We start from the raw sequence: 17,071 nt of genomic DNA on the forward strand, positions 1-17,071 counted from the left end.
GTGGGAGAGAGCCCGTCCGGCGATTGAGGACGAGGCGCGGAGCGCCGATACAGGGGTGAGCCCTGTGGGGCTGAGGGTGCCGGGCTGACGGGCAGGCCGGTGCAAGTCCGGGCGGGTGGGTGGGAGAGAGCCCGTCCGGCGCTTGAGGACGAGGCCGCAGGCCGATCGGCGGCGCCCCCGGCCCACCCGCACGGGACACCCCCTCAGGCCGCCCGCAAGGGCCACGTCCCGTCCACCACAGCGGCAGCGTCCCCCTTGCGGCGCAGGAAGTTCTGGAAGTCGGCCGCCCACTCCGCGTACCACCGCACCTGCTGGCGGTGGAGTTCGGCCACGCCGAGGTCGGCGACCTTGGTGTGGCGGACGGCTATGGCGTGGGCTAGGCGGGCGGCGGCGAGGGCGTCGGCGGAGGCGTTGTGGGCGGAGTCCAGGACGATGCCGTACTCGGTGCAGACCGCAGCGAGGTTGCGCTTGCCGCGGCGGTACCGGTCGACGGAGCGGTCGATGGTGTACGGGTCGACGACGGGCGCGGGCTCCGCGCCGCCGAGCCGGTCGCGCAGGGACGGCAGCCCGTGCCGGCGCAGCTCGGCGGCGAGCAGGCTCAGGTCGAAGGCGGCGTTGTAGGCCACGACGGGGACGCCCGCCTGCCAGTACGACACCAGCACCGCGGCCATCGCGTCGGCGACCTCCGCGCCGGGTCGCCCCTCGGCGGCAGCCTTCTCGTCGGTGATCCCGTGCACGGCCACCGCGTCCTCGGGGATCGGCACGCCGGGGTCCGCGAGCCACTCGCGGCGGCCCAGCTCCTGCCCGGCCCTGACCTCGATCACCGCCCCCGTGACGATGCGCGCCTCAAGCGGATCCGTGCCCGTCGTCTCCAGGTCGAAGCCGATCAGCAGCTCCTGGTGCCAGCCCATGGCCGCCCCCTTCGTCGTGGTGCTTTCCCCCAGTGGTCCCCACGATCCCATGCGCCACTGACAATCAGATGGCCGGATTCCGCTTACTCCCGGCGAGGCCCCTCACGACACCGGCCGCGAGTCCGCCCACGCCGTCTCGAACTCCTCCCGGTATGTCGCGAAGAGTCCGTGCTCGCCGTGATCGCCCGGCTTCACCACCCTGCCGCCGCCGCGCAGCACGAGCACGGGCACCTCCATGCCGCGGGTGCGACGGAGGTAGGACTGGACGACCGCGATGCCGTCCGCCCCGTCCCCGTCGACCAGATAGGCCGTGAAGCGCGGCGTCTCGTCGAAGACCTGGATCTCGAAGGCGCCGGGGTCCCGCAGGCGGGACCGCACCCGCCGCATGTGCAGGATGTTCGTCTCGACGGAGCGGCTGAGCTCGCCCCGCTTGAGTCCGAGTTCCCGCTCGCGCCGCTTGACCGCGCTGCTCGCGGGGTTCAGGAAGAGCAGCCGCACCCGGCAGCCGGACTCGGCGAGCCGGATCAGACGGCGCCCGGAGAAGTTCTGGACCAGGAGGTTCAGGCCTATCCCGATGGCGTCGACGCGCCGGGCGTCGCCGAACAGGTCCTCGGCGGGGAACTGACGAAGGAGCCGCACCCGGTCGGTGTGCACCCCGACCACGTCCGCGTACCGGTCGCCGACCAGTTCCTCGACGGCGTCGACGGGCAGGCGCCGCGCGGAGGGCGTGTCGGAGCCCGCGCCGAGGATCTCCAGGAGCCGGGCCGATGCGCGTTCGGCCTGGGCCAGGACCGTCGGCGACAGGGCGCGGTTGCGGGAGACGACGTTGCGGGAGACCTCCAGCTCGTCCAGAGCGAGTTCGACCTCGCGCCGGTCGTCCAGATAGGGCTCGAAGCACGGCCAGTGCTGGACCATCAGCTCCCGCAGCTGCGGCAGCGTCAGGAAGCTGAGGACGTTGTCGTCCGCGGGGTCGAGGAGGTAGCCCTTGCGGCGGCTCACCTCGCGGACGGCGACCGCGCGCTGCACCCACTCCTGCCCCGCCGGGCCCGCCGCGGCGACGACCCAGTCGTCGGCGTGGACGGGTTCGTAGACGGGGCGCAGAACAGCGGCCACGACCGCGCGCAGCCGCTGTTCCACGAGGTTCAGCCAGATGTAGGCCCGCCCGGCCCGCTGCGCGCGCGTACGCACCTCGCGCCAGGCGTCGGCGCCCCAGTCCAGCTCGGGGCCGATCTGCGATGCCATGTCCACCGGACGTGCCAAGGACACGGCCGACGGCGGGACATTGGCGGAGCCCTCCTCGTGACCCTCGTCACCAGGGGGCAGTTCCCGCCCACCCGAGCTCACCCACGCACCGCCTTCCGCTCCCCCCGGACTCTCCCCAGTCAACGATCAAGGAAGGGTACTCCGGGAGCGGCGGGCGGTGCAGCCGGATGGAGCGGGCACTTTCCTCAATTGCCGATCGGGATCCGTCCGTTGTGGTCGGCGAGGTCCTGCGGCGTCAGCGGGTTCATGGCCGTGACGTCGCGCGGGGCCAGGGCGAAGCCCTGCCAGTGGACCGGCATGGGCTGCTGGTCCTCGTCCCGGGCGATGTGGTGGAAGCCGATGTTGACCCAGGTGATGGGGTGCTTGAGGGTCTCCCCGTTCGCCCACTGGTCGACGCTCTTCGGGTAGCCGTTCGGGCAGCCTATGTTGGCGCTCGCGTACTGCTCGCACTTCTTGTACTGGGTGAAGAACACGTCGTGCTTGGTGTAGGGCCGTCCCCTGTGCTTGTTGCTGGCCCCGGGGACGATCTCGTACGAGCGCGGGTGCTTGTCCTTGTTCTTGCCCCTGGTGCTGACCACGCGCCACCAGCGCATGTCCTTGCGGTCACCGGCGAGTTCCTTGGTGACGGGCGTGCGGGTGGTCTTCGTGGTCGGGCTGCCGCCGCCGGTCGACGGGGTGACCTTGGAGTCGTACTGCTCGACCTTGGCCTTCGGGGAGCCGTCGAGGCCGAAGTTCAGGCGCCAGAAGACGTTGTGCGAGTGACTCTCGGCCTTGGCCTGGTCGCCCTTGCCGATGGGCCAGCCGCGGCCGTCGCCGCCGTCGAAGTCGTACGGCGAGAGGCTGCCGGTCGCGCCCACGTTGGAGGTGATGGTGCCGTCCGAGGAGAACCGCCACTCGGTGATGTACTCGTACCAGGAGGCCTTGTTGACGGTGTAGACGAGCAGGTCCTTGCCCTGGGCGGTGTAGACCTTGTCGTTGCCGCCGGTGGACTGGTCGTGGGTGAGGCGGTACGCGTGCCCACGCGCGCGCGTGGTGGTGCACAGGCCCTTGACGTTGCCGCGGTCGGGCACCTTCACGGTCTTGATGGTGCCGCCGGGGCACTCGCCGGGCTTGAGGGCTTGCAGGGCCTGGCCGAAGTCGGTGTCGGTGACGTCCTGGAACTCGGCGTCGCCGTCGTCGTAGGGCACGTGGATCTGGGCGAGGCGGGCGCTGGTGAGGACCGGGATGGGCTTGGGCTCGCCCTTGGGCTGGTAGCTGATCTTGTCGAGGATCAGCCCGGAGTACGTGTTGTAGTGCCAGCACATCCGCCAGGTCGTACCGCCGTCGACGGTCTGCTCGATCTTGTAGGCGGCGCTGCAGTCGGCGGCCGCGGCGGGCGGGGCCTTGGGAGCGGCGGCCGCCGGTCCCGCGGGGCCCGCGGCGGCGAGGCCGGCCCCGATCAGCGCGGAGACCGCGAGGACCGTGCCGGCCCTCCTGCGGGCGCGCGAAAGTCTGTTGCCGTGAGAGGCGTCCATACGGAAATGACTCCTTCAGGAGGAGAAGTGTGTGGGTGCCGTGCCTGTCGGCGGGCGCGGCGGTGGCCTGCCGGACGGGTCAGCCCAGGCGGCCCACGGCACGCGAGCTGAGGTCCACGACGAACGCGCGGGTGTCGATCCACGGGCCGCGCTTGACCTTCGCGACGACCTGGAAGCACCGGTGCTTCCCGCACTCGGAGAGCTCCGCGGGGATCTTCAGGTTCGTCTGCTTGCTGAAGATGAAGCCGCTCAGGTCGAGGTCGCCGGGCCCGGTGAGGGCCTTGCCGGTGGCCTTCTTGTAGTCCTGCTTCAGGCCCTTGCCGAGCGGGTCGGCGATCAGCAGCTGGGTGGCCTCGGTCAGCTCGTCCTTGGTGGGTGGCGGCTGCACGTTGTGCGCCGAGTTCGTGGACTCCACCTTGCCGGTCTCGAGATTGACCGTCTTGGTGATCGCCGCGTCCTTCTTGTAGTCGTAGTACACGATCTGTGCGCGGCGCGCGGCGTCGGCACCCTCGGCGGGGTCGTTCTCCGCGAGGTTCGTGGAGAGCCGCTGCGGCCCGCGGTCGCCCTCCACGTCCCGTGCGCTGGTGCGCAGCCCGTTGCTGTCCAGGGCCGCCTTCTCGGCGCGCTCGGTCTCGGCGTCGGTCAGCGGGTCGCTGCCTATGCCCTTCTCGCCCTCCTCGGGCGCGTCCTCGACGACTCCCTCGGGCGCGATCGCGTCCTGCCGCGCCGAACCCGCCGCCGTGCTGCGGTCCCCCCTGTCACCCGCGCCGGCCCCCTCCGGCAGCGTGACGACGACCATCGCGGCGGTCGCGACGACGGCGAGGGCGCCGCCCGCCACGACCTTCCCCAGATGGCGTCTGACTAGTTCGCCCATATCCTCCCCCTTTTTCTCCCGTACAGCCCATTTTTAGGGCATGTCGAGTATGTGGTCAGTCGGTTAGACGGGCTCAACTCCCGTGCGGTTGCCCCACTTTCGAGCAGAGTCTGGGCGAACTCCGGTCATGTCCGGGGGGCGATCGTGGAAGAGTCATAGGCATGCAGGTCTGGCCTGGGCAGGCGTATCCACTCGGCGCCACGTACGACGGCGCCGGTACCAACTTCGCGGTCTTCTCCGAGGCCGCCGACAGACTGGAGCTGTGTCTGCTGCACGACGACGGCTCGGAGACCGCCGTCGAGCTGCGCGAATCCGACGCCTTCGTGCGCCACGCCTATCTGCCCGGGGTCATGCCGGGCCAGCGGTACGGCTTTCGCGCGCACGGCCCGTTCGACCCCGCGCGCGGACTGCGGCTCAACTCGGCGAAGCTGCTCCTCGACCCGTACGCGCAGGCGGTGAGCGGCTCCGTGGCCTGGGGCGAGGAGGTGTACGGCTACCACTTCGGCTCCCCCGACGAGCGCAACGACCTGGACTCGGCGCCGCACATGATGACGTCGGTGGTGGTCAACCCGTACTTCGACTGGGGCGACGACCGCCCGCCGCGCACGCCGTACAACGAGACCGTCATCTACGAAGCCCACGTCAAGGGCCTCACGATGCTCCACCCCGAGCTGCCCGAGGAACTGCGCGGTACGTACGCGGCGCTCGCGCACCCGGCGGTCATCGAGCATCTGACGGCGCTCGGCGTCACCGCCCTGGAGCTGATGCCGGTCCACCAGTTCGTGAACGACCACCGGCTCGTGGACCTCGGCCTGAACAACTACTGGGGCTACAACACCATCGGCTTCTTCGCGCCCCACAACGCCTACGCCTCCTGGGGCGACCGGGGCGAGCAGGTCCTGGAGTTCAAGTCGGCGGTGCGGGCGCTGCACGCGGCCGGGATCGAGGTGATCCTGGACGTGGTCTACAACCACACGGCCGAGGGCAACCACCTGGGCCCCACGTTGTCCTTCCGGGGTCTGGACAACGCCTCGTACTACCGCCTCACCGACGATCCCCGCTACTACATGGACACCACGGGGACGGGCAACTCGCTCCTGATGCGCAACCCCCACGTCCTCCAGCTGATCATGGACTCGCTGCGGCACTGGGTGACCGAGATGCATGTGGACGGCTTCCGCTTCGACCTCGCGGCGACGCTCGCGCGGCAGTTCCACGAGGTGGACCGGCTCTCCTCGTTCTTCGACCTGGTGCAGCAGGACCCCGTGGTCAGCCAGGTGAAGCTGATCGCCGAGCCGTGGGACGTCGGCGAGGGCGGCTACCAGGTGGGCAACTTCCCGCCGCTGTGGACGGAGTGGAACGGCAAGTACCGCGACACAGTGCGGGACCTGTGGCGCGGTGAGCCGCGCACGCTCGCGGAGTTCGCGTCCCGGCTCACCGGGTCCTCCGACCTGTACCAGGGCGACGGACGGCGCCCCCTGGCCTCGATCAACTTCGTCACCTGCCACGACGGGTTCACGCTGCACGACCTGGTCGCGTACAACGACAAGCACAACGAAGCCAACGGCGAGGACAACCAGGACGGCGAGAGCCACAACCGGTCCTGGAACTGCGGCGTCGAGGGCGAGACCGACGACGCGGACGTCCTCGCGCTGCGCGCCCGCCAGATCCGCAACTTCGTAGCCACCCTGATGCTGTCCCAGGGCGTGCCGATGCTCAGCCACGGCGACGAGTTCGCCCGCACCCAGGGCGGCAACAACAACGCGTACTGCCAGGACAACGAGGTCGCCTGGGTGCGCTGGCCCGAGGGCGACAGCACGCTGCTCGCGTTCACGCGCGCGATGGCGTGGCTGCGCCGCGACCACGCCGTCCTGCGCAGGCGCCGGTTCTTCCACGGCCGCCCCGTCGAGGGCACCCACGACGAGCTGTCGGACATCTCCTGGTTCACGCCCGAGGGCGAGGAGATGACCCAGGACGACTGGGACGCGGCCCAGGCGCGGGCCCTGACGGTGTTCCTCAACGGCAACGCGATCTCCGAGCCCGGGGAGCGCGGCGAACGCATCACCGACGACTCGTTCCTGCTGATGTTCAACGCCTCCGCCGAAGCCCTCGACTTCGTGGTGCCGGTGAACCAGGGGGCGCAGTGGCAGGTGGTGGTGGACACCGCCCGTGAGGAGGGCGTGCCGCCGGGGACGGGCGGGAAGGTGCGGGCGGGCGAGCGGGTCACGCTGGTCGACCGGAGCCTGGTGGTGCTGCAGCGCCCGGCCTGAGGGGGCGGGCGAGCAGTGCCACCACGAAGGCCACCGCCGCGGCCGCGCTGCCGAGCGCGAACGCCGCGCCCGCGCCGTGCGTCTCGGCGACGCGCCCGGCCACCGCGAGCGTGACGGCCTGGCCGCCGACGAAGGCGCTCGCCGCGAACGTCATGCCCTCGGCGAGCCGTCCCTGCGGCACGGAGCGTTCGGTGAGGGCGAAGCCGGTGATGAGGTTCGGGGCGTACACGGCGCCGAAGACGGTCACGACGGCGTACAGGGCCGCCATGCTGTGCGTCCACACCAGCGGCAGCGAGAGCAGCGCCGCGGCGGCCGTCGCCACCCGCCAGCGCGCGTGCAGCCCGAACCGGTCCGGCAGCGCGGCCGTCGCGAGCCCGGTGACGGCGCTCATCACGCCCATCGCGGCGTAGACGAGGCCCGCCTGGCCTGACGCGCCGAGTTCCTCGGTGAGCGCGGTGATCCCGGCCCCGCAGGCGCCGAGCAGCACGCCGAGGAAGACCAGGCCGACCCGGACGACGTACACCTCGCGCGGCAGCGGCGGGCGGCCCCCGGGGGCGCTCCGCGCGCTCGTCGCGCCGGGTGGGACCGCGCGGGCCGTCGGGTGCAGCGCGAAGCCCGTGCCGCAGACGGCGACCAGGACGGCCGCGACCCCGAAGGCGTACGCGGGGTGGCCGGCCAGGGCCGCGAGGCCGACGAGGGCGGGGCCGAGGACGAAGGACAGCTCGTCCATCGTGGACTCCAGGGACAGCGCGGTGCCGACGAGCCGCGCGTCCCCGCCCTCCTTCCGGATAAGGCGCACCACGCGGGCCCGGGCGAGCGGCCCGATCCCGGGCACGCTGGCGCCCGCCAGGACGCCCAGGAGGAGCAGTGCGGGGGTGGGCAGGCCCAGATGCGCGCCAAGCGTGTACGCGGCCACACAGAGGGCGTTGAGCGCCGCGAACGCCAGGACCACGGGCCGCTGCCCGCGCCGGTCCGCGAGCCGCCCGACGAAGGGGCCCGCGGTCACCTGCCCGAGCGCCAGCGCGCACGCGACGGCTCCCCCGGTGGCGATCGACCCGCTGGTCCGGCTGACCAGCAGCACGCTGCCGAACTGGATCACGGCCACGGGCAGTCGCCCCAGGAACGACACCACGGGGAGCGCGGCGCCGGTGACGGCGAGCACCTGCCGGTAGGCGTCGAGGGTGGCACCGCGCCTCCCGGACTCGCGCCCCCCGAACTCGCGCGCCCCGGACCCGCGCCCCCCGGGCCCGCGCGCCCCGGGCCCGCGCGCCCCGGCGTCACCCGCGGCGGCCTCGCCCGCCGTCGCCCGGTCCGGGACCTCCGTCCCCTCGTCCCGTGCCGTGATCCCCCGCGTCCTCTCAGCCATCGTCGGACGCTAACCGCCGCCCGGTCCGCGTACGCATGCGTCGAAGGCACGAAAGGCGGTGAGGCGGGTACGTACGTTCGCATGACGTCTGCGCGCTCCGTCCCTGTGGTTCCGCCGCCGCCCACCGCCACGTACCGGCTTCAGGTGCAGCCGGACTTCCCGTTCGCGGCCGCCGCGCGAGCGGTGCCGTATCTGGCCTCGCTGGGGGTCTCGCACCTGCATCTGTCGCCCGTCCTGGAGGCGGTGCCGGGGTCGACGCACGGGTACGACGTCGTGGACCACGGGCGGGTGCGGGCGGAGCTGGGGGGTGAGGAGGGGCTGCGGGCGCTCGCGCGGACGGCTCGGGACGCCGGGCTCGGGCTCGTCGTGGACATCGTGCCGAACCACATGGCGGCGGTGCCGCGGCACAACCGGGCGCTGTGGGAGGTCCTGCGCGAGGGCCCGGACTCCCCGTACGCGCGCTGGTTCGACATCGACTGGGAGGCGGGCGACGGCAAGGTGCTGCTGCCCGTGCTCGGGCGAAGGCTCGGCCGGGAGCTGGAGCACCTGCGCGTGGAGGGCGGTGTGCTGCGCCACCACGACCAGGAGTTCCCGCTGCGGGCGGGCACGGAGGGGCTGCCGCTGCCGCGGCTCCTCGACGCCCAGTGGTACCGCCTGGCCTGGTGGCGCCTTGCCCGCACAGAGATCAACTACCGGCGCTTCTTCACCATCTCGGACCTCATCGCCGTCCGCGTGGAGGACCCGGAGGTGTTCGACGCGACGCACGCGACGGTGCTGCGGCTCCTGGCCGAGGGGGTCGTGGACGGCCTGCGCGTGGACCACCCCGACGGCCTCGCCGACCCCGGGGCGTACCTCCAGCGGCTGCACGAGGCGACGGGCGGGCGCTGGACGGCCGTCGAGAAGATCCTGGCCGACGGGGAGCCGCTGCCCGCCGCCTGGCCGGTCGCGGGCACCACGGGCTACGACGCGCTGCGGCACGTCGACGGGGTCCTCACGGACGAGACGGGCGCCGCCGAACTCCTCGCCCGCTACCGCGCGTTCGCGGCGCCGCCCGCCGACCGCGGCGGGGACTGGACGGCGACGCTGCGGCGCGCCGCGTACAAGGTCGTCACGCGCGAGCTTGCCGCCGAGGTCGACCGCCTCACGCGCGAGGCGGCGGCGCTGTGCGCGGCGGATCCCGCGCTGCGCGACCACGCGCCGTGGGCGCTGCGGACGGCGCTGCGGGAACTCCTCGTTCGTCTTGAGGTCTACCGTCCGTACGCCACCGGGGGCGCCGACCCCGAGACGGTCCTCACGGCCGGGGCGGCGCGCGAGGCCAAGCGGGTGTTCGCCGTCCCCGAGGAGGCCGAGGCCGTGGACGCGGTGCGGGACCTGGTGCTCGGCAGGGCGCCGGGCGACGGGGCGCGCGCGGCCTTCCGGGCGCGGTTCGGGCAGACCGCCGCCGCGCTGCGGGCCAAGTCGGTGGAGGACACGGCGTTCTACCGGCACGCGCCGCTCCTGTCCGCGGCCGAGGTGGGCGGCTCGCCCGCCCGGCCCGCCGTGGACGTGGCGGAGTTCCACGCGTACTGCGCGCGCGTGCAGCGCGACTGGCCGTACTCGGGCACCGTCCTGACGACGCACGACTCCAAGCGCAGCGCGGACGTGCGGGCGGCCGTGAGCGTGCTCTCGCAGGTGCCCGCGCGGTGGGCGGCGCTGCTCGCGGAGCTGACGCGCAGGACCGCGCGGGCGGGCGGCAGCCGGGCGCCCGACCCCCAACTGGCGTGGGCCGCCTGGCAGACGGCGTTCGGGTTCGCCCCTTCGGCGCTCACGGCGGGGGCCGCGGCGGAGGCCGGGCCGTACGGCCGGCGGCTCCAGGGGGCGCTGTTGAAGCACGTCCGGGAGGCCGGGCTGCACACGAGCTGGACGGAGCCCGACGAGGCGTACGAGGGGGCGGTGACGGCGTTCCTTCAAGCCGGGCCGTGCGGGCCGCCGCTGCACGCGGTGACCGAGTTCGCCGCGGAGCTGGCACCGCACGTGCGGGCCAACGTGCTCGCCGGGGCGCTGCTGCACCTGACGATGCCCGGGGTGCCGGACCTCTATCAGGGCACCGAGCGCGACTACCGGGCGCTGGTGGACCCGGACAACCGGCATCCCGTGGCGTTCGGCGATCCCCTCGACGCCTCCGGGGGCGTGCTCGACGGGGCGGCGGACTCCTCGGACCCGGCGCCTCCGGAGTGGGACCCGTCGCTTCCGGAGAAGGGCGGGGGCGGCGCGCGGGACCTGTCCGCCGAGAAGCTGGCGGTGACCGTCGCGGCGCTGCGGCTGCGGGCACGGCGGCCGGAACTCTTCGGCGGCGCGGGCACGTACGAGCCGCTGGCCGCGACGGGTCCCGGCGCCGGGCACTGCCTCGCGCACACGCGCTCCGGGGGCGTCGTGGTGGCCGTGACACGCCTGTCCCTGCGGCTCGCCGACGCGGGCGGCTGGGGGGACACCGCGCTGCCGCTCCCCGAGGGCGACTGGGCCGATCTGCTCGTACCGGGGCGGCGGTTCAGCGGGCACGCGCGCGTGGCGGACGTGTTCGCGGAACTGCCGGTGGCGCTCCTGGAACGCACGGGGGAAGCGCCGCGCACGGGACGGTGACGCGGCGGAGGCGTGCCCTTCTTGCGCGGGCCCTGGGGAGCCCGGGTCCGGAGTGCTTGACACCTGAACCGCCGCGTGGCGTACTGCGGATTGCGTCAGCGGACGGACCAGCGGGGGGTGAGTCAACTGGCGGAAAACCGCTATCCCACGGTTCCCGAACTCGTCCGGTCTGTTCGGGAGCTTGCGGCCCACCGTCCCGAACTGAGCACGCTGCGCCGCGTCGGCACCTCACGCGGCGGCCGTCCCCTGCACCTGCTGTCCGTGGGCCACTCCCCCCACGCCGTCCTGGTGGTCGCGGGCGCCCACGCCAACGAGCCCACCGGCGGCTCGACCCTCCTCGCGCTCGCCGAACAGGCCGTGCGCACCAGGGCGTTGCGGGCGGACACCTCCTGGCACTTCCTGCTGTGCGCGGACCCGGACGGCGCGAGCCTGCACCGGACCCCGGCGCCGCGCAGCCTCCTCGACTACCACCGGCACTTCTTCCGCCCGGCGGGCCCCGAGCAGCCCGAGTGGTCGCCCTCGGTGCTCCCGCCGGACCGGCTGCCGCCGGAGACCCGCGCCCTGACCGGCGTCATCGACGAACTGCGGCCCTTCCTGCAGGTGTCCCTGCACTGCACGGACCTCGGCGGCAGCTGGGTGCAGCTGACCCGGGACATCCCGGGGCTCGCCGAGCCGTTCGCCAAGTCGGCGGCCCGCCTCGGCATCCCGGTGGAGACGGGCGCGTCGGACGCGGCCGGGTGGCCGGTGTCCGGGCCGGGCGTGCACGTGCTGCCGGGCCCCGGGTCAGCGGCGGCGTACCCGAGCCTGCCGGAGGACGCCCGGCACACGACGTGGCACCACGCGCACCGCTACGGCGGTACGACCGCCATCGTGGAGGTGCCGATGTGGGCGAGCGACACGGTGGGCGACGTCGCGGCGCACCCGGCGCCGCGCACGGCGATGCGGACCTTCGCGTCCCGGCTGCGGCACGACGCGCGCCTGGTGGAGGAGGTGCTCAGGGACGCGCTGCCCCGGCTGCCGCGCGCGGAGGGACCGCTGCTGCGGGCGGCCAAGTGGGCGCTCGGCCTGGTGCCGGGGCTCGCCGACGACTGGGGGCGGCTGCCGCCCGCGGGCACGTCGATGGCGTACATCGGGAGCGTCGACGCGTTCGGGCGGCGGCTGCCGCTGCGGGCGGCGGCGATGCTGCTTCGGGTGCTCGACAGCGCGGGTGACCGGGCGGCGCCGCGTCTTGACCGGCTCGTGACGCAGTGGAGCGAGACGTTCGCCGAGCGGTTCGGGGCGCGCTGGGTGCCGCTGGAGCACCAGGTGGAGCACCAGGCACGGACGGCGGTGGAGGCGGCGCGGCACGCGCGCGAGGCACTGGGCTGAGGGGCGCGGGGCGGCTCGGGGGTACGTGCGCGGGGTGCGCGCGGAGCCGGGGTGCGGGTCTCGCTCAGGCCGTCGCGAGGCAGAACGACAGGCTCCCGAAGGACACCTGGTCCCCGGCCTGCACGACGGCGGCGCCGATCACCCGGCGGCCGTTCACCGACGTGCCGTTGGTCGAGCCGAGGTCGCGCAGGACCCACATGCCGCCCTGCGCGGACAGTTCGGCGTGCAGCCGCGAGACCGTGTCGTGGCTGAGGCGCAGGCCGTTCGCCGGGTCGCGGCCGATCCGCAGCGGGTACGCGCCGGGCGCGGGGAGCAGCAGCTTGGGCAGCCGCTCGGACTGCCAGGCCCTGCGCAGCTTCACCGTGAACCCGGACACCGCGCCCACGGAGCCGAGCACCAGCTTCGACCAGCGGCCCTCGGTGCGCAGGTCGGCGGTGAGCGCCGCCAGTTCGTCCCGGCGCCGGGCGGCGAGGGCCAGCTCCATGCGCCGTACGAACGTGTCGTGCGAGAGCCGGCCGAGCGCCGCGCCCTCTCTGAGCACCTCAAGGGCCCGCTCCCGCTCGGCGTCGGTCAGCCGCACCGGGTTGGTACCGGACTCGGAGGGCAGCGAAGAAGGCGAGGTCACGTCGCCAATTGTCGGCCAGGTGCGTCCGGGTGTCCAGAAAGCACCGGCTCACTCCCGAGCGCGCTCCGGGGCCGCTCCGGAGTCGTGGGGCGCTGCCGCCGCGCCGGGTCCGGCGCGGACTACGGGTCCGTGGGCTCCGTGGGCTCCGGGATCTCACGCGGTGGGAGCGGGCGGGTGGCCGGGCCGTGCAGGACCGAACCGTCCGTGGCGAAGCGGGAGCCGTGGCAGGGGCATTCCCAGGCCTGTTCGGCGTTGTTGAAGTGCACCAGGCAGCCGAGGTGCGTGCAGCGCGCGGACAGGGCGCTGACCTGTCCGGACTCGTCGCGGTGGACCGCGCAGCGGCGGCCGTCCAGGCGCACGACGGCGCCGCTGCCGAGCGGGATGTCCCGCACCGAGTCGACGTGGGTGGTGTGCAGCCGGTCGCCGACGAAGTGCTTGGCCACGGCTGCCTGGTGGGCGGCGAGCCGGGCCGCGTCACGGACCGGCGGCAGTCGGCGCGGGTCGTACAGCTCGGTCCAGGGGGGCCTCGGACCGCCCGCGACATGGGCCGTGAGCAGGCGCCCCGCCATGACGCCGTTGCTCATTCCCCAGCCACCGAACCCGGTGGCGACATAGACGTGCTGCGTGCCGGGGTGGGCGTGACCGACATAGGGGAGGTGGTCGACGGAGTCGTTGTCCTGGGCGGCCCAGCGGTAGCCGATGTCAGCCTCGGCGAAGTGCGGCAGCTGTGCGCCCGCCCACTGAGTGAGGCGTTCGAGCCGCTCACGTACGTCGGCCGTGCCCGGTTCGAACGACTCGCCGGTGACGATGAGCAGTCGGCGCCCGTCGTCGTAGGGCGCGCCGCGCAGCGAACGCACCCCGTCCTCCGGCGTGAGGTACATGCCGCGGGGTGCCGCGTCCGACGGCACCGGCGCCGCGACCACCCACTCCCGCCGGGGCTTGAGCAGGGTGAAGAGCAGGCTGCGGTCGAAGACCGGGTAGTGCGTGGCGATGACCGCGTCGCGGGACTCCACCGTGGTGCCGCTCTCGGTGGTCAGGCGGCAGCGGTGGCCGTCGTGCAGGCCGGTGACCCTGGCGCGCTCGAAGATCCGTCCCCCGGAGCTCGTGAAGTGCTCGGCGAGTGCCAGGAGGAACTTCCGTGGGTGGAACTGCAGTTGGCCTTCCACGCGGACCGCGCCCGCGATGTCGAAGGGCAGGTCGGTGTCGGTCACGAAGGAGGCGTCGAGCCCGGCCCCGCGCGCTGCCGCCGCCTCCTGTTCCAGTTCCTCGACGCGCCCCGGGTCCTGCGCGTAGGTGAGGGCGGGGGCGCGCTCCAGATCGGCGTCGATGCCGAGTTCGGCGCACAGGGACACGGTCCGCTCCACGGCCTCCTGCTGCGACCGCGCGTACAGCGCGGCGTCGTCGGCGCCCCGCTCCGCTTCGAGGCGCGCGTACATGAGGCCGTGTGCGGCGGTCATCTTGGCCGAGGTGTAGCCGCTCACGCCGGCGGCGATGCGGTCCGCCTCCAGGACGACGACGTCGAGGCCGGCGCGGAGCAGGTCCCACGCGGTGCACAGGCCCGCGATGCCGCCGCCGACGACCGCGACGTCCGCGGTGAGGTCCGCGTCCGGGGCCGGGTAGCGAGTGGAAGGTGTGGTCGCCATCCAGTACGACTCATCGATCGGCGGGCGAGGTGCGTCCATGTCTCCTCCTGGGAGGAACATCCGGGCCGTGCCGTCCATCTCAGCGTACGGGAAAGGGTCTGACACCTCTCCCCGACAACTACTCTCTGCGACGCTCCCGCGCGCAGGACGGGCGGTACCGGCTTACGTTGAGCGGGACCGACACACCCTCAGCAAGGAGGAGCCATGGCCGACAAGGGCGGCATGGACAAGGCAAAGGGCAAGGCCAAGGAAATGACCGGCAAGATGACCGGCAACCGCGAGCGGGAGGTCGAGGGCAAGGTCGACCAGGCCCGCGGCGAGGTCAAGAAAGTCATGGGTGAGGCCCGGGACCGCGCGCGCGAGGCGGCATCCTCCAGGCGTCGGGACGAAAGCTGACGTTTGCCGGTGTTCACCGGCGGCACGTGTCGAGCCGCCCCCGTCAGGGCCCCGGGTCGCTCCCGGGGAACGCCCCTGACGGGGGCGGCTCGCATGCGCGCCTGGGGGGCTCACGGGCTTCCCGTGCGGGCCGGGGACTCACGCCGCAGGCCGCGTGCTCACGAAGGCCCGCCCGCCGCGCGCCGCAGGACCAGCGGCAGGGCGGTCACAGAGAGTGACATGGGGCGGTCGGCCGGGCAACGCGGAACCGCCGACACCAGCTCGCCGAAATCCGTTGAAAACCGCCGAACCCCTCCGCCTCGATCACGTCTGGCGCACCATGGACGACGAACCGGCAGAGTCGCTGGACGCGGGCACGAATCGACGGACGAGGGGCTGACGGTGAGGTTCGAGGTGTGGGCGCCGCGCGCGGAGCGGGTGGATCTGGTCCTGGACGGCGGCGCGCGGGCGTTGGCGCGGGACGAGGAGCGCCCGGGGTGGTGGGCGGTGGAGGCGGCGGCGGCCGACGGCACGCGCTACGGCTTCTCGCTGGACGGCGGCCCCGCGCTGCCCGACCCCCGCTCGGCGCGCCAGCCCGAAGGGCCCGACGGGCTGAGCGCGGTCGTGGACCACGACCGGTACGCGTGGCGGACGCCGTGGGCGGGGCGCGGCCTGCGCGCCGCGGTGCTCTACGAGCTGCACGTGGGCACGTACACCCCCGAAGGCACCCTGGACGCGGCCGCGGAACGCCTCGGCCACCTCGCCGGACTCGGCGTCACACACGTCGAGTTGATGCCGCTGTGCCCCTTCCCCGGGCGGCACGGCTGGGGCTACGAGGGGGTGTCGCTGTGGGCCGTGCACGAGCCGTACGGCGGCCCCCAGGCGCTGAAACGGTTCGTCGACGCGGCGCACGCGCACGGGCTCGGTGTGGTCCTCGACGTGGTGCACAACCACCTGGGCCCGTCCGGCAACCATCTGCCCGCGTACGGGCCCTACTTCACGGACACCCACCAGACGCCGTGGGGCGCCGCGGTGAACCTGGACGCGCCAGGATCGGACGAGGTGCGGGCGTATCTGGTGGGCAGCGCGCTCGCCTGGTTGCGGGAGTACCGGATCGACGGGCTGCGCCTGGACGCCGTGCACGCGCTGCGGGACACCCGCGCCCTGCACTTCCTGGAGGAGCTCGCGGCGGCCGTGGACGGCCTCGCGGACGAACTGGGCAGGCCGCTCGCCCTGGTCGGCGAGTCCGACCTGAACGACCCGCGCGTCATCACCCCGCGCGCGGGCGGCGGCCTCGGCCTGCACGCGCAGTGGAACGACGACTTCCACCACGCCCTGCACGCCACCCTCACCGGCGAGTCCCAGGGCTACTACGCGGACTTCGCGGCGACGCCCCTGGCCGCGCTCGCCAAGACGCTCACCCACGGCTTCTTCCACGACGGCACGTACTCGACGTTCCGTGGGCGCGGCCACGGGCGTCCGGTCGACCGCACCCGCACGCCCGCGTACCGGCTGCTCGGCTACGCGCAGACGCACGACCAGATCGGCAACCGCGCCCAGGGCGACCGGCTCTCCGCCTCGCTGTCCCCCGGGCTGCTCGCGTGCGGGGCGGCGCTGACGCTCACCGGGCCCTTCACGCCGATGCTGTTCATGGGCGAGGAGTGGGCGGCCGGTACGCCCTGGCAGTTCTTCACCGACCACACCGACCCGGACCTCGCGGAGGCCGTGCGCCGGGGCAGGCGGCGGGAGTTCGCCGCGCACGGCTGGACGGAGGAGCAGATCCCGGACCCGCAGGACCCGGCGACCCGCGAGCGCTCCTGCCTCGACTGGTCGGAGCCGCGGCGCGAGCCGCACGCGCGCGTGCTCGCCTGGTACCGCGAGCTGATCGCGCTGCGCCGCGCCCGCGCGGACCTGACGGACCCGGATCTGGCGGCGGTCCGGGTGGCGTACGACGAGGCGGCGCGCTGGTTCGCGGTGCGGCGCGGTGATCTGCGGGTCGCCGTGAACCTGTCCGGTTCGGAGGCCGCGGTCCCGCTGGGCGTGCCCCACGCGCGCGTGCTCGCCGCCTGGGACGCGGTCGAGGCTCCGGGGGCGGACGGGGTCCTTGGGCTGCCGGCGGAGTCGTGCGCGGTGCTCGCCCTCGTGTAGGGGCGTGGCGGCGGCGCGCGGAACCTTGACTTGGACGCTTGACTTGGACGCTTGACTTGGACGCTTGACTTCAACAGCGGTTGAACTTCTAGTCT

At 73.5% G+C, this 17,071-nt stretch carries 12 protein-coding genes; 5 read left to right on the forward strand and 7 right to left on the reverse strand.

Features of this window, described 5'->3' with window-relative positions; genetic code table 11:
• Positions 1–203: 203 nt before the first annotated feature.
• The 4 genes from OO63_RS34350 to OO63_RS34365 form a co-directional block, all read right to left on the reverse strand.
• On the reverse strand, positions 204–911 hold the full coding sequence (locus tag OO63_RS34350) for a 3'-5' exonuclease (protein WP_030360330.1): 708 nt from the start codon (positions 909–911) through the stop codon (positions 204–206).
• A gap of 102 nt (positions 912–1,013) precedes the next feature.
• Positions 1,014–2,255 carry an SAV2148 family HEPN domain-containing protein gene (locus tag OO63_RS34355; protein WP_030360329.1) on the reverse strand — a complete coding sequence of 414 codons (1,242 nt, stop codon included), beginning with the start codon at positions 2,253–2,255 and terminating at the stop codon, positions 1,014–1,016.
• 104 nt (positions 2,256–2,359) lie between these two features.
• On the reverse strand, positions 2,360–3,688 hold the full coding sequence (locus tag OO63_RS34360) for a copper amine oxidase (protein ID WP_030360328.1): 1,329 nt from the start codon (positions 3,686–3,688) through the stop codon (positions 2,360–2,362).
• Positions 3,689–3,767: 79 nt separating this feature from the next.
• Positions 3,768–4,562, reverse strand: coding sequence for a hypothetical protein (locus OO63_RS34365; protein WP_030360327.1), 795 nt, complete (start codon positions 4,560–4,562; stop codon positions 3,768–3,770).
• Between the two features lie 161 nt (positions 4,563–4,723).
• Here OO63_RS34365 and glgX point away from each other — a divergent pair, with 161 nt between their 5' ends.
• Positions 4,724–6,832 carry a glycogen debranching protein GlgX gene (gene glgX, locus OO63_RS34370; protein ID WP_030360326.1) on the forward strand — a complete coding sequence of 703 codons (2,109 nt, stop codon included), beginning with the start codon at positions 4,724–4,726 and terminating at the stop codon, positions 6,830–6,832.
• On the opposite strand, the gene OO63_RS34375 is transcribed toward glgX, so the two are convergent.
• On the reverse strand, positions 6,786–8,198 hold the full coding sequence (locus tag OO63_RS34375; RefSeq protein ID WP_106983420.1) for an MFS transporter: 1,413 nt from the start codon (positions 8,196–8,198) through the stop codon (positions 6,786–6,788). The genes glgX and OO63_RS34375 overlap by 47 nt on opposite strands.
• 81 nt (positions 8,199–8,279) lie before the next feature.
• Between OO63_RS34375 and treY the strand changes: the two genes are divergently transcribed.
• Positions 8,280–10,817: a malto-oligosyltrehalose synthase gene (treY, locus tag OO63_RS34380; RefSeq protein ID WP_030360324.1), complete on the forward strand. Its 2,538-nt coding sequence runs from the start codon at positions 8,280–8,282 to the stop codon at positions 10,815–10,817.
• 117 nt (positions 10,818–10,934) lie between these two features.
• A complete protein-coding gene (locus tag OO63_RS34385) occupies positions 10,935–12,185 on the forward strand; it encodes a M14 family zinc carboxypeptidase (protein WP_030360323.1) in 1,251 nt (416 codons plus the stop codon).
• Positions 12,186–12,249: 64 nt separating this feature from the next.
• Here OO63_RS34385 and OO63_RS34390 read toward each other — a convergent pair whose 3' ends face one another.
• Together OO63_RS34390 and OO63_RS34395 are read right to left on the reverse strand one after the other, a co-directional pair.
• Positions 12,250–12,810 (reverse strand): FHA domain-containing protein, encoded by a 561-nt coding sequence (locus tag OO63_RS34390; protein WP_051811445.1) that lies wholly within the window; start codon positions 12,808–12,810, stop codon positions 12,250–12,252.
• A gap of 119 nt (positions 12,811–12,929) precedes the next feature.
• Positions 12,930–14,492 (reverse strand): FAD-dependent oxidoreductase, encoded by a 1,563-nt coding sequence (locus OO63_RS34395; protein ID WP_030360321.1) that lies wholly within the window; start codon positions 14,490–14,492, stop codon positions 12,930–12,932.
• A 165-nt stretch (positions 14,493–14,657) separates the two neighbouring features.
• On the opposite strand from OO63_RS34395, the gene OO63_RS34400 reads away from it, so the two are divergent.
• A complete protein-coding gene (locus tag OO63_RS34400; protein ID WP_030360320.1) occupies positions 14,658–14,849 on the forward strand; it encodes a CsbD family protein in 192 nt (63 codons plus the stop codon).
• A 381-nt stretch (positions 14,850–15,230) separates the two neighbouring features.
• On the forward strand, positions 15,231–16,976 hold the full coding sequence (gene treZ, locus OO63_RS34405) for a malto-oligosyltrehalose trehalohydrolase (protein WP_030360319.1): 1,746 nt from the start codon (positions 15,231–15,233) through the stop codon (positions 16,974–16,976).
• Positions 16,977–17,071 lie beyond the last annotated feature (95 nt).

It is taken from the genome of Streptomyces alboflavus, assembly GCF_000716675.1.
Lineage (GTDB): Bacteria > Actinomycetota > Actinomycetes > Streptomycetales > Streptomycetaceae > Streptomyces > Streptomyces alboflavus.